Here is a 13,211-nt window from a genome sequence, read left to right as displayed (position 1 = left end):
TCAAATCTTCCTATAAATTTTTATGAATACTTTGGCGCATGATTTTTGAAAAGTTTTCTACTTTCTGTTTTGAATAGTCTAGCCCTACACTCTGTTGAAAATGCACATCTCCAATAGCGTTCTCAGCGATGTTATATGCCTTAGTAATTCCTCGAAAAGGAATATAGGCATCGTAGCCCGGAATATTAAATAAAAATGGATACTTCCCAAAGAAATATTTGTAATCATCACAAAAATCCTCAATGCCCTTTAATATTTCTTTAATAATTTCATAATTCTCTACTTCAGCGTATCCAAATTTTAAATTACCGTTTTTATCAAATCCTGAAAAAGATGGGAAAGGAGCTTGTGAAAACATTTCAAAAATAGCCATATTTATAGCCGAATTTTTTATAAACGATGCGTATAAAGAAGTATTATTAAATACGGAAAACATATAAGATTCTAATACCCCTTCTAACATGAAAGTTTGATTTTTTTCAGATAAAATTGAACCGGCCATCAAACAATATACAGTGCAGTCCATTTTCCACTTTTTTTCAATCAACTTTTTTAATCCAAGTTGATTGTCACCTCTCCAACCAATATCTATCAAAGCAATGTTTTTAGAATTACCAATTATTTTTGAATAATAAGTATGTGCGGCTTCTTCTCCTTTTGATTGATATTCTAAAATTAACGTCCAGTTTTTAATTAAAAATTCTGATAATTCTTTTTTGTTACCTTCATGAATTAATTCGTCTTCTTTCAGATTATATTGTTTCAATTTAACAACTAAGGAATCCAGGTCTAAACTAGTTAACAAAGATTTTATTGTTATATTCTTATCTATCTTTTGATTTATAACTCTATTCAAAAAGTCTGTTCTATTATAATCACATGCGTATTTTAAACTGGCTTCTCGTGACCAAAAGACTAATTCGCTTGGAATATCACTATAAAATTTATCATATATTTTTTTATAGATATAACCATCACGTGCCATAAATAGCAGTTTATCAATTTTTTTTTCTTTAGCCCTTTTATGTATCCAGTGAACATATCCTAATACAAAAATGCCTCCATAATTATATCCAAATTCATATTGGGTAGTATAATGTTCCAGGCCAATATGCATTTTAGCGTTAACTAAACCGGCATAAGCAGATCTTATCAAGGGAGACATTCCCTTTTCGCGATAAGCATTTCCCAAAGTCTGAATATTCGCATAATATCGTGTATCAATACCAAGTGTGGAAGCAGGTTGAATATCTGCTGTTGGATTATCGCCAATATGTACAATTTTACTATTTAAACTTAGCCGTTCTTTTAAAAACTTGAACATAAAACCACTCTTTTTTCCACCTTTTAGGTCACAAGAAACAAAAATCTCTTCGAATCCATCATAACCATTTATATTTAATAGCTTTTTAATATACTCTTTTGGAAAATACATATCCGATAAAATAAATACTCTTTTTCCTCGGGCTTTTAAAATATCAAAGGCACATTTCATATATGGATTTGCATAGCAAAGATCTTTTTCCAATTCAAATTCGGCTTTAACTCCTTCATCCTTTTTTAATCCAGTTTTCTTTTCAATCAAATCGTAAATATCAAATATTGTAACCTCGGTATTACCATAAAGGGCCATATGCAATTTACGTGCTTCTTGTTCAGCTTGAAATCTTATATTATTAAAATCTAAAATATCTAATTGTTCTCCAAGGATAGAAAAGACATCCCTAGGCAAATTAACCTTTCTTAATAAAAGAGTATCAAAAACATCAAAGGAAATAATATCATATTCAAATAATCCCTTTACCCAATGGTATACAGGAGGGCGGGAGGCAGCTTCTGATTCTGGTCCTGTTAATAGAGATAAATTTATATTTTGATTTAAACTGAAATCATAAAACAGATGTTCCTTTTTTTTTCTAATCTGATAATGATATTTTAGTCTTAACAAAATTTTCCAGTGTTCAAATCGTTTTTTGTTATGTTCATCTAAATGTTCATTTACATACTTTTCATATTCATATTGCACATTGGCATTTTTACATACAAAGTATTTGTATGCTAAATTTTTTAAATACATTGTTAATTCCTTTCTGGACTATAAACATGCTTTTTACTTCTAGTCATCCTTATCATCATAATTAATTTGGTGATCAGTTTTTCCAGATAAAATGTTGATTTGATACTCCTCAAATATTTTTTTATTATTTACCCATTGCGACTGAACAACCAAAATAGAATCCTTAGATGAAATGAAATTATTTAATGGAACTTCTTGCAATGTGTGCAACCAAAAAAATGAAAAAGCTAATATTCCTTCCTGGATTTTTAAAATAATTGTATAGTTCTTTTCGGTTTCTTCTATATATAACTGTCCTATATTTATATTCTTAGTAAAATAAAACTTCAAAAAACTAGGCTCTGGGGCTGTGAATAATATCTCCATAAGCAAGTTGTGATAATCCACATCTTTCCCCATATGATTTTTCTGTAAATCATAATTCATATTTCTGGCAAATCCATAGACAAACAAATCTCCATTTGCCATGCGGACCGTAGGCTCCTGGCCGTCTTTAACCCCCACAAGAGCGCTGCACACAGTAATATCCAGCTTCTTTTTTTCTTCCAGCAGATATTTAAGGGCAATTCCGCATGTGCCATTCCAGCCCAGGTCTACCACTAATACTTTTTTACACCCCTCTACAATAGGTTTATAGTAGTCAAATGTAGCGTTTTGAGTCTGGGAAAAATAGACAGAAATGACATCCCTATGTTGATAAAATAAGGATGCCATAAAAGAAAAATTAATATTAAATAGAAAGTAATTCTATACATTTCCTTTTTTGTTCTAAAGGTGGATGAGTATATAAATTTAAAGTAGTTGTAATAGAAGCGTGTCCGAGAATTTCGCTGACTGTTTTAATATCAGCACCATTCTCTATAAGGCGTGTAGCAAAGGTATGGCGTAGTCCATGAAAACTAATATGATTAATATTAACTTTCTCCAAAAATGATGTGTAATATAGCCGATAAATTCTAGGTTCTATATATTTTAGCGTGCCTGAAAGTAAATAGGAATTGGCATTACTTGGACTTATTTCTTTAAATATAGGCAATAAAAACGAGGGAAGGGGAATATCGCGTATCGACGAAGCAGTTTTTGGGGGAGTAATAGTAATTTTAGAGGAACCAGAACCATCACTATTTTTTGTAAAGATTCTTTGCAAAGTTTTTGTAATGGAAATTACTTGACATTCTAAATTAATATCCTGCCAAGTTAAAGCACATAATTCCCCAATACGAATACCTGTATATAGAGTTAACAATATCCCACAATTACGGCTGTTTATATCATTTAGTAATGCAGTGGTAAGCCGTTTGTGTTCAGTTTGAGATAAAATTTTGGGAAGTGGGGATCTATAAGATTTAGGAGAATAAATATCGTAGGATTGTGCAGGAAGCTGAAAATATTTTCTGGCATCCTTTATACTCAATCTTACAATAGATAGAATATCGCGCACTGTACTGTCAGATAGGCCATGATTACAATTCATTTTTCCTTGTGTGGCCCAATAAATAACTGCTTGCTGAATATGATCTTCATTAATAGAACTTATGGGTATATTTCCCAAAATTGGGATAATATGGTTAATAATTAGGTTTGAATAAGTTCCGTGTGTGGAGGCCTTAATGAAATGTGTCTTTCTTTCAAGCCATTGATTAAGCCAGTCACAATACATAATAGATAATTCCATATAAAACACCTCTTTCTTTTTTGCTTATCTTTTATTGTATAGGAAAAAAGCCGTCAAGTAAAACACTACTTATGCTAATTATCTTTAATACATATATTGCAACTTTTTAGTCTCCTTGTATGTATGCTTTATCAAGTAATACAACATAGATAAGGTTTGTATGTTTTGCTATTTATTATTTTAGAAATTTAATGTAAAATATATTGGAATAATATGGAGAAGGGGATTGTAAAGTGAGAGAAAAAGTTTTTAAGGTTTTGAATTATAGCAGCTGTCTATTGCTGGTTGTAATATTACTGACTTTATTTTTTGTTCCAGAGCGTCCAGAGAGGGCAGAATTAAAAGGGGAAATATGGTCGAATATATATTGTGCGGCGCTGGCTCTAATTTTTATTATAATTACTAGTTATGCAGTGAGAAAGCGTTTTAAAGATACAATTAATAGTATAGTGCTCACAAATAAATTTATTTTTACACTATTAACAATAGCTGCAGTTATGCTTTGCCTCCAATTATATGTGGCATGGAATACATATTTCTATACGGGTTGGGACCCGGGATTAGTAAATAAAGTGGCATATGCCTATGCAACTGAGGGTGGAAGTCTTTCTTGGTATCAGTATTTCTATACATATCCAAATAATGTTTGGCTTACAGCAATTTTAGTTGTTATTAAAAGATTATCTATTATGTTTGGAGGAACAGATCCATATTTCGCTTGTGTTGTAGTGGGATGTCTGTTTTTAAATTTGTCGGGAATATTTACTGTTTTATCAGTTAAATGTTTGAGCGGGAGTAATGTGATTTGTGGAATAACGGGGATGATATATATAATCATGGCAGGATTTTCTCCGTGGATGTTAGTTCCATATTCAGATACATATAGTATTCTTTTTCCTGTTATGATTTTTTATCTGTATATACGTTTAAAAACCAAGGATAACATTCACTGTTCATGGGTATATTGGGGATTTATAGCTTTTTTAACATTTGTAGGCGCTAAAATAAAGCCTACAGTTGTTATTATCTTTATAGCAATTATATTCATTGAATCTATTTTATTTGTAACAAAAAAGAAAAAGTTATTTTCTTTTCCAGTAGTAGCAGTAATAGTAGTAGCGTGGTTGTGCACTAATATTTTAGGGTATGGAGTAAACCAGTACATGAGATACATACCAGATAAGGAACAAAATTTTACATATGTACATTATCTAATGATGGGTCTTAATGAGGAAACCGACGGGGGATATGATACAAATGATGTTATTTATACTTCTCAGTTTTCCAATAAACATGATCGTCAAAAAGCGAATTGGCATATGATTAGTCAAAGAATGAAAGGAATGGGACTCTCAGGTTATTTTGAATTATTAAAAAGAAAAATGCTATATAATTATAATTCTGGAACTTTTGCATGGGAAGGAGAGGGAGACTTCTACGAAGCGCTTCTGCCAGAGAAGGGGTCTCATAGTGTTTTCCTGCGTAATATATATTACAATCATTATGGAAGTGAGAGAGGAAGTTATTTTCCGATTTACCAAAACCTAACACAGACGTTGTGGATTGGAATTTTAATTGGAATGATAGGACTTATTCAAAGTAAAAATGGTGCTAACAGAGAAATTTGTGTGAATGTGGGAGTTTTAACTTTTATTGGAATCACTATGTTTGTTATGATATTTGAGGCGAGAGCTAGATATTTATTTTTATATGTTCCTATTTTTATTATTTGTGGAGTCTTAGGAATTTATAGCAATAACAACAGAGTAAAAAAGGAAAAAATTTAATGAAATTATCTTATAAAATAAAAGTATTACGGTTTTTAAAGAAAATATTTTCCAGTGAAAGTATTATAAAAGATATTATTGAAGGCCTAGGGGTTCTTCTGATCTTTGCTTTTGTAATAAAAATAATTTTAAAAAAGGAATTTGACATTTACCAATTTTTAGAATTTGATATTGCAGTTACAGTTTCATTGACTATGATTATAGCTGGAGCACTACGGATTTTTATTAAAATAATTGATAAACATCTAGAAGAAAGCACGAAGCTAGATATTGATACTGATAAATTATTTGAATTTTATAGTGAAAATTCAGAGTATTTAGTTTATAAGAACCGTGGAGATAGAGAAAATAAAAATATAGGGATAAAATATACTTCTTGCTCTTTATATAATGCAGAGAATGAAATAGAATCTTCACAAGAGCCATTAGATTCAGTATATCGTTTTCCTATTGTAGTAGTATTTAGAAATCCAGGGAATATGAAATTTACAGTTATAGATTCTAGTTCAATGTATCAGTTACCCCAAATTGTCATCAGTAATTATACAAAACTATTTACATATCATTCCTTTTCAAAGGTTTTTAATAATTTAAATATTAGAATAAAGGATTGGTATATCAAGCAGGAAGAAAATCAAGATATAGTAGTTTTAGAGACTGAGAGGACTACATTTTTTAATTCTCTAGTTACAAATAGAGCTTTAGATGCACCTTTGTGTGATGGATTATCCTTAAGAACTATTAAAGGAAAATAAGGTCACAGACATTATTCACGGAGCCGCCTTAACGCCAGGCAGAAAAATGGAGGAAACTGAGGGAGAAAAAATTATTAAAATAAACTGTCTTGGAACACTTCATATATTAAACGCTTTTATAGAAGAAAAAGTGCCGGGGAAATTCCTTATGTTAGGCTCTATTTCTGCATATGGAAAAACAGCGCTGAAAAATGAGCCTCTTGTAGAGGGAGTGAGTATGGCAGATCCTGGCGCCTTCTATGAAATATCAAAATTTGCAGCAGAGAGGATTTTTCTGCGCAGTAAGGAGCTGTTTCAAATACCAGGCTGCGTGGTGAGAATTGGAGACGTTTTTGGGCCGTGGGAGCATTACAGCGGCGCCAGGGCGCATATGAGCCTGCCATACCAGGCTGCGGCTTTAGCTGTAAAAGGCGAATCGGCAGTATTGCCTAGAGTATACAAAGGGGAGTGGATTTATGGACCGGATTTGGCAAGGGCGATATATTTGCTGCTATTGTCAGAAACATTTTCCCATAATATTTACCCTCTGTCCTCAGGGGAGCGGTGGACAATTACAGAATGGTGCAGCCTTTTGCAGAAAAAATATCCTAACTTTACTTTTAATATAGCAAAGGAAGGAGAACATGTTAATCTGAAAATTAACCAGCCTGCAGACAATGCTCCTATGGTATCCCAAAATCTGTTTAAGGACACTGGTTTTAAGGCCGAGTTTGGCCTGGAGGCAGCATTTTGGGACTATATGAACTGGATGGAAAAGCATCCGGGCTATGTGGTTTGACCAAGGTGAAAAACATTTTTAAATCCTACCCCATATGGTATAATGAAAAATAGTTGAGAGCAAAGCGCGAAACTATTTGCTACCCAAAGTTCGCCATAGCGAAGTTTAGGGTTCCCGTCCGTTTTTATGGAACGAGGAACGAGTGAAATAAAAAAATACACATGTACAAATGAAAACTGGGGGAGGGTACAGAATGACGACAATTATGGAGGTAAAGCCCAGAATTTTTATTGGCTCTTCATCTGAAAGCGTAAAAATTGCAAAAGAGGTTAAGAAGAATTTAGAGCCAGAATATGAATGTACAATATGGCAGGATAATTTTTTTCAGCTGAATGACAGTACATATCATAATTTAGTAAGGAGAGCCGCGGAATTTGATTTCGGAATTTTTATAGGCGGCAAGGACGACCGTGTTCTGAGAATAAAAAACGGAACTGAGAAAATAGGGGCAAGGGATAATGTTTATCTGGAATTTGGACTTTACGCAGGAGTTCTGGGGATGGAAAGAACATATTTTTTCATTCATAATGACTGTGGTATTGCCAGCGACCTTTACGGAATTACAGTATTAAGATTTCGGGGACAAAAAGGTGTGGAGGTCTGCTGCAGACAACTAAAGGAAAAGCTTCAGGAGGAAAGGGAGATAAGCAGAATTTCACTTCTCCCTTCTACCAGTCTGGCTATAGGATATTTTGAAAACTTTCTGAAAAGACTTTGCCGGCAGCTGGAATCAAAAGCTGCCAAAGCAACTGTGGAGATAGTGATTCCTGATACAGTAAAAGAAAACTGGGTGTCTTGGTCTCAGATATACTATAAAAGACGAAATGCCAAAAAGTTCCTGGTGTCAGAGCCGGGGCGGGAGATTCCAGTATATATAGATAAAGATTTATATGAAAAACAGGGAGATATTTATATTATAGATATTCCTCTAACTTTGTGCAGCGCCTTTGAGGCTGTAAATATGATTATGAAAAAGGATTACATTGGAGAAACTGCTTCTATTATAGCCAGCAAAGAGCGGGAGGTCCGCAATTTTATTAAAACCCTGGAATGTTTAAAGGAGAATGAACCCTATATTAAAAAGGTATGTCAAATTCGTTTTGCAACATTGTCATAGCCATATCCATAGTGCAGAAATATATAGGAGTAATTAAATATGGGGAGAATTGTACTTCTGGCTCCGGGGGAGCACATAAAAAAGCAGGGAGAAAAGCTGCGGGAAACTCTGGAAAATAAAGATAATCTGGAAATACGCATAAGCCACATGGAGGCGGCGGTCTGGCAGGCCAGGGGAATGGATAAAAAACAGGTGGACGTTCTGATTGCAAGAGGCGACACTGCCAGATTGCTGAAGGAATCTGGGCTGCCTTTTCCTGTAGTAGATATTGGCATTACAGACGACAGTATTGTCCAATGTATTATGAAGGCAGAGGAAATAAGTGGAGCAGAGGAACCTTCCATTGGAATTGTAGGCATGGAAACTTTTATAGAAAGAGTAAAGTCCTTTTTTAAAATTCTCCGCTCTAAAGTAACTTTGTATGAGGCGCAGTCAGGAAGTAATATTCAGGAAATGGTCAATAAGGCCAAAAGGGACGGCGTTAAGGTACTGATCGGCGGCGATCTGGTATGCAGATATGCGAAGGCAGCCGGGCTGAAGTGTGTAATGACCGGGACAACATATGAGTTGGTGGAAAAGGCGTACAACAGCGCCTTAGATCTGCAGCATTCTATTGAAATTGAGCGGAAAAAAGCAGAAGAAATGAACACGATTTTTAATACAGTTACAGACGCTATTATCAGCTTAAACGAAGAAGGCAGAATTACCACCATGAACAAAAGGGCAGAAAATATTCTGGACAAGGCAGGCATTACCTATCAGGGACAGCCTGTGGAAAGGCTATTTGGGGAGGAAAAGTCTAAGCTAATTTGGGAAGCTATGGAAAAAGGCAGGTCTAATAATGGAATTACAGTAGATATTCAGGAAAAAAACTATGCTATGAACATAGTTCCTATTAGAGTGGACGGTAAAAACAAAGGCGTAATTGTAACCTTGTCCAGTGTGTACGAGCTGCAGAAAATGGAAACTAAAATCAGAAAAGGAATGTATTTAAAGGGGAATACGGCAGATTATACCTTTGCAGATATTAAAGGGAGATCAGAAGCTTTCAATCACACAATAAATTTAGCGAAAACTTTTGCGCCCCTGCAGTCCAGCGTTCTGATTATAGGACAGACAGGGACCGGAAAGGAAATGTTTGCACAAAGTATTCACAATTCAAGCGACAGAAGAGATGGCCCATTTGTAGCGGTAAACTGCGGCTCTATTCCTGATAATCTTATAGAAAGCGAGCTATTTGGATATGTAGACGGCGCCTTTACAGGAGCTAAAAAAGGCGGAAAAATGGGACTGTTTGAGTTGGCTCACAATGGAACTATTTTTCTGGATGAAATTTCTGAAATGAATCTTCAGGGCCAGGTTCGTCTCCTGCGGGTGATTCAGGAGCAGCAAATCCGCCGGATAGGCTCTGATATGGTGATCCCTGTAAATGTAAGAATTATTGCGGCCTGCAATACAAATTTAAAACAGATGGTGGAGGAACACAGATTCAGAAAGGATTTGTATTATAGGCTAAGTGTCCTGGTGCTTCAGCTGCCGGAGCTGAAAAAAGACAGGGGGATGTAGGGCTGCTGGCTGACTTTTTTCTGGAGGATTATAATAAAAAATTTGGAAAAAATATTAAGCTGTCCCAGGATGGCAGGGAGGCCATGGAGCAGCTGGAGTGGGACGGAAATATTCGCCAGCTTAGAAATTTTTGTGAGAGAATCTGCGCTGTCTGCCCCAAGGCGGAAGCTGATAAACAATTTATTTACGATAACTATAAAAGCAGTTATTTTTTTGAACAGCTGGACTTTTACCAGGAAAAAGAGGAAAGCATAGGAAAGAAAAAAGAGATTACCAGAGAAGGATTGGAGGAATTGCTGAAAAAGCATAAAGGGAATAAAAGCAAAGCTGCCTCTGAGTTGGGGGTCAGCAGGACTACATTGTGGAAGTATTTAAAAGAAATGAATTTATAAAAGCATAAGAAAAAGTGTTAAGTGTTAAATGTTCAGTGTTTAGTAAAGTGTTCACATAAACTAAACATAAACTGAACACTTAACACTTTTTTTGTTTTATGAGACAGATATTTTACCGGGGAATGTTATAGGAAAGCGCAGGATAAAGGGAGTAATCTGCCAAAATATTATTTTGACTTTCTAAATGGAATGATGGCACAAAGATTGCTCTTTATATTGACATCAATAAAAAAGTCAAAGTCAACAAAAGACTTGTGAGAAATAGGAGGGTACAAAATGTCAATAATCAGCAAGGTGGAGGTAATTGATTTTACTTATGAACTGGAGAATATGGGAGCAGCTTCAGAGAATTCTCATAACCATGTAGGGTATCAGAAGGGAGGAGTGCTGCCAATGACAAAATACGCTGTTGTCATTGAGTGCGAGGACGGCAGCAGGGGAGAATATGTGACTCACTGGGGAGGCACCCGGCCGGCGCTATCTCAGACTCTTATGATAGTAAACGACCTTCCAGGAAAAGATTCAGACATGCGGGAGGCCTTATTTAACGAGGCCAACAGAAGATTGTGCCATATGGATCATATGGGATACGGCCCGGTAGATATTGCGCTTTGGGACTTAGCAGGAAAGCAGGCGGGAAAATCCATAGCGGCAATGATTGGACAATTTAGAAAGAAAATTCCTGCCTATGCAAGTACATTTCACGGAGATCATTCAGGTATGCTGGATTCCTATGAAGCTTTTTGCGACTTTGCAGTTCAGTGTAAAGAAATGGGATTTAAGGCGTTTAAGCATCATGGATGGTTTGACGGGGACGCTAAGGTAGAAGCCACCTTAATCAGAAAGCTGCGGGAGGCTGTAGGGGACGATATGGTGCTGATGTATGACGGCGCCTCAGATTTAAATAATTTTGCAGATGCACTTTACGTAGGAAAGGCTTGTGACGACGCCGGGCTGTTCTGGTATGAAGACCCATATCGTGATAATTCTATGTCGGCATTTGCCCACAATAAGCTGAGGGGAATGATTAAAACACCGCTGCTGATTACAGAACATGTAAGAGCGTTGGAGGCAAAGTGCGACTTTCTTAGAGCCGGCGGCACTGATTTCCTCCGGGCAGATCCAGAGTACGATATGGGAATCACAGGAGTAATTAAAACAGCCAGAATGGCAGAGGCATTTGGAGTAGACGTGGAGGTTCATGCCTGCGGGCCGGCTCACAGACAAGTGTTAGGCGCTATCAGAAACACCAATTACTATGAGCTGGCAGAAGTAGGGCCAAAGCTGAAAAATGTAATTCCTCCCTGCTATGCAGACGGTTATAAAGACGAGCTGGACTCTATAGATGAAAACGGAATGATTGCCATTCCGGAAGGGCCGGGATTAGGGGTAGTATATGACTGGGATTGGTTAAACGCACATGCAGTTCAGAGATATGTTTTTGAAAAAAATAAAAAATAAAAAATTTAAAATAGTAACATGGAAGGAGAAGGAAAGTTTATGAGAAAGGTAAATTGGAAGAAATCTTTATTGGTTACGGCAGCAGTTATTGCCACAGCAGTTTTAGGAGGATGTCAAAGCCAGGGAACATCCCAGACAGGGGAAACAGCAAAAAATACTGAAAAAAGCCAGGGCAGCGGGGGAGAGACAGGCTCTGTAGAATGGCCTACAAAAACACTGCAGCTGATTTGTCCATTTGCAGCCGGAGGCGACAGCGACGCCAATGCCAGATGGGCGGCCCAGTATTTAACAGAGGAAATGGGTGTCGACGTGGTAGTTGTGAATATGGACGGAAATGGAGGGGCAGTGGGAGCCAGAGCTGCCAGGGACGCGGCAAACGACGGGGGCACGGCGTTAATTTCCTCCAGCGCATTTATTACAAATGAATTAAGCGGAGCCATTGATTTTGGATTAGATGATTTTGAGTTTTCCTGCATTGTAGCGGAGAACCCGGGAAATATTGTTTGTGTAAATAAAGACCTGGGAGTGACAGATTTTCAGGGGCTGATTGATTATTCTAAAGAAAATCCAGGAAAGCTGAAATTGGCTTACAATACAGGGGCTACTACTCACGCCATTGCTCTTCAGATAATAGACGCAGGCGTAGAAGCTACGCTGGTCGACGCAGGAGCTTCATCAGACCGCATTGCGGCTTTGTTGGGAGGACACGTGGATATCATTATTAATTCATACGGTTCTGTAAAGGATTATCTGGAGTCTGGTGACTTTATAGGCTTAGGGCTTACAGGAACTACAAATGCGGAAAACATTCCCGATTATACATGCCTGAAGGAACAAGGCTTTAACGTAGCCTTTCCAACATATTTCTTTATTGCCTTCCCAAAGGGCACTGACCCGGCTTTGGCAGAAACAGTAGCCGCGTCCATGAAAAATATAGTAGAAAATAATGAAGAATACGCTGCGGCTATTAAAGAAGCATATATGCAGTCTCCTGTGTTCTATGGCGGGGAAGAAGGACGGAAGCTGTTAGATGAATCAAAGGAAACCATTGTGCAATATACATCACAGTTTCAGATACAATAATAAGTGAAATGGAGGACAAAAAATGCATAAAGAAAAGTTTAAAGATGTATACGCCGGCGTATTTGTGCTGGCAGTAGGATTGATCCTTTTTGCAGCCTCTTTTTCAGTGCCCAAAGGGGCGGCGGTGTCTATTGGCTCTGATTTTATGCCTAAAGTAACATGCGGGCTTATGGCGGTTTTAGGCGGGATTATTACGTGGAACGGAAACATACAGGCTAAGAAATACAATGAAAATAATAAAAACCATAGGGAAGAAAAAAAGCATTACAAAGAGCTGGCAGCCTCTGTTGCAGCCTTATTTGTTTATATGATTCTGCTGGTTCCTGTAGGATTTGTGATTATGACCACTGTATATATCACTGTACAGTCATGGATTTTATCTCCAAAGGAGAAAAAGAATCCTGTAAAGTTTTTTATGATTGGGGCGGTTGCCTCAGCAGTGATTTACTACATTTTCAGAAATATATTTGTGCTGATGCTGCCGGCAGGAATTTTAGGATTTTAAAAGAGACGGGAGGAA

12 protein-coding genes are annotated in these 13,211 nt (G+C 36.6%); 9 read left to right on the top strand and 3 right to left on the bottom strand.

Features of this window, described 5'->3' with window-relative positions:
• Positions 1 to 10: 10 nt before the first annotated feature.
• The 3 genes from C1A07_RS05975 to C1A07_RS05965 all read right to left on the bottom strand — a co-directional run bounded on the left by C1A07_RS05975 (position 11) and on the right by C1A07_RS05965 (position 3,752).
• Positions 11 to 2,077 (bottom strand): HAD family hydrolase, encoded by a 2,067-nt coding sequence (locus tag C1A07_RS05975; RefSeq protein ID WP_101876296.1) that lies wholly within the window; start codon positions 2,075 to 2,077, stop codon positions 11 to 13.
• A gap of 39 nt (positions 2,078 to 2,116) precedes the next feature.
• On the bottom strand, positions 2,117 to 2,545 hold the full coding sequence (locus C1A07_RS05970; protein WP_145996039.1) for a hypothetical protein: 429 nt from the start codon (positions 2,543 to 2,545) through the stop codon (positions 2,117 to 2,119).
• Positions 2,546 to 2,807: 262 nt separating this feature from the next.
• Positions 2,808 to 3,752, bottom strand: coding sequence for a tyrosine-type recombinase/integrase (locus tag C1A07_RS05965; RefSeq protein WP_101876294.1), 945 nt, complete (start codon positions 3,750 to 3,752; stop codon positions 2,808 to 2,810).
• Between the two features lie 233 nt (positions 3,753 to 3,985).
• Between C1A07_RS05965 and C1A07_RS05960 the strand changes: the two genes are divergently transcribed.
• The 9 genes from C1A07_RS05960 to C1A07_RS05920 all read left to right on the top strand — a co-directional run bounded on the left by C1A07_RS05960 (position 3,986) and on the right by C1A07_RS05920 (position 13,196).
• Complete coding sequence (locus C1A07_RS05960; protein ID WP_101876293.1) at positions 3,986 to 5,539, top strand: hypothetical protein; 1,554 nt, start codon at positions 3,986 to 3,988, stop codon at positions 5,537 to 5,539.
• Positions 5,539 to 6,294, top strand: coding sequence for a hypothetical protein (locus C1A07_RS05955; protein ID WP_101876292.1), 756 nt, complete (start codon positions 5,539 to 5,541; stop codon positions 6,292 to 6,294). Before C1A07_RS05960 ends, C1A07_RS05955 begins: the two co-directional genes overlap by 1 nt.
• A 10-nt stretch (positions 6,295 to 6,304) precedes the next feature.
• Positions 6,305 to 7,072: an NAD-dependent epimerase/dehydratase family protein gene (locus C1A07_RS05950; RefSeq protein ID WP_101876291.1), complete on the top strand. Its 768-nt coding sequence runs from the start codon at positions 6,305 to 6,307 to the stop codon at positions 7,070 to 7,072.
• Between the two features lie 193 nt (positions 7,073 to 7,265).
• Positions 7,266 to 8,189, top strand: a complete 924-nt coding sequence (locus C1A07_RS05945; RefSeq protein ID WP_180952194.1) for a TIR domain-containing protein — start codon at positions 7,266 to 7,268, stop codon at positions 8,187 to 8,189.
• Between the two features lie 39 nt (positions 8,190 to 8,228).
• Positions 8,229 to 9,755 carry a sigma 54-interacting transcriptional regulator gene (locus C1A07_RS16380; RefSeq protein ID WP_242972265.1) on the top strand — a complete coding sequence of 509 codons (1,527 nt, stop codon included), beginning with the start codon at positions 8,229 to 8,231 and terminating at the stop codon, positions 9,753 to 9,755.
• Positions 9,756 to 9,757: 2 nt separating this feature from the next.
• On the top strand, positions 9,758 to 10,147 hold the full coding sequence (locus C1A07_RS16375; RefSeq protein ID WP_456298586.1) for an AAA-type ATPase lid domain-containing protein: 390 nt from the start codon (positions 9,758 to 9,760) through the stop codon (positions 10,145 to 10,147).
• 276 nt (positions 10,148 to 10,423) lie between these two features.
• On the top strand, positions 10,424 to 11,608 hold the full coding sequence (locus tag C1A07_RS05930) for an enolase C-terminal domain-like protein (RefSeq protein WP_101876289.1): 1,185 nt from the start codon (positions 10,424 to 10,426) through the stop codon (positions 11,606 to 11,608).
• A 39-nt stretch (positions 11,609 to 11,647) separates the two neighbouring features.
• Positions 11,648 to 12,691, top strand: a complete 1,044-nt coding sequence (locus C1A07_RS05925) for a tripartite tricarboxylate transporter substrate binding protein (RefSeq protein WP_180952193.1) — start codon at positions 11,648 to 11,650, stop codon at positions 12,689 to 12,691.
• A gap of 22 nt (positions 12,692 to 12,713) precedes the next feature.
• The gene (locus C1A07_RS05920; protein WP_101876287.1) at positions 12,714 to 13,196 is read left to right on the top strand and encodes a tripartite tricarboxylate transporter TctB family protein; all 483 of its coding nucleotides are present in this window, start codon (positions 12,714 to 12,716) and stop codon (positions 13,194 to 13,196) included.
• The last annotated feature ends 15 nt before the right edge of the window (positions 13,197 to 13,211 follow it).

Source organism: Lachnoclostridium edouardi (assembly GCF_900240245.1).
GTDB lineage: Bacteria > Bacillota > Clostridia > Lachnospirales > Lachnospiraceae > Lachnoclostridium_A > Lachnoclostridium_A edouardi.
Note: the sequence above shows the minus strand (reverse complement) of the source record. Positions and strands in the feature narration are given on the sequence as shown.

Coding starts and splice junctions, on each gene's coding strand:
- C1A07_RS05920 (WP_101876287.1), top strand. CDS start 12,714: ATGCATAAAGAAAAGTTTAAAGATGTATACGCCGGCGTATTTGTGCTG.
- C1A07_RS05945 (WP_180952194.1), top strand. CDS start 7,266: ATGACGACAATTATGGAGGTAAAGCCCAGAATTTTTATTGGCTCTTCA.
- C1A07_RS05930 (WP_101876289.1), top strand. CDS start 10,424: ATGTCAATAATCAGCAAGGTGGAGGTAATTGATTTTACTTATGAACTG.
- C1A07_RS05970 (WP_145996039.1), bottom strand. CDS start 2,545: ATGGCAAATGGAGATTTGTTTGTCTATGGATTTGCCAGAAATATGAAT.
- C1A07_RS05965 (WP_101876294.1), bottom strand. CDS start 3,752: ATGGAATTATCTATTATGTATTGTGACTGGCTTAATCAATGGCTTGAA.
- C1A07_RS05955 (WP_101876292.1), top strand. CDS start 5,539: ATGAAATTATCTTATAAAATAAAAGTATTACGGTTTTTAAAGAAAATA.
- C1A07_RS05925 (WP_180952193.1), top strand. CDS start 11,648: ATGAGAAAGGTAAATTGGAAGAAATCTTTATTGGTTACGGCAGCAGTT.
- C1A07_RS05975 (WP_101876296.1), bottom strand. CDS start 2,077: ATGTATTTAAAAAATTTAGCATACAAATACTTTGTATGTAAAAATGCC.
- C1A07_RS16380 (WP_242972265.1), top strand. CDS start 8,229: ATGGGGAGAATTGTACTTCTGGCTCCGGGGGAGCACATAAAAAAGCAG.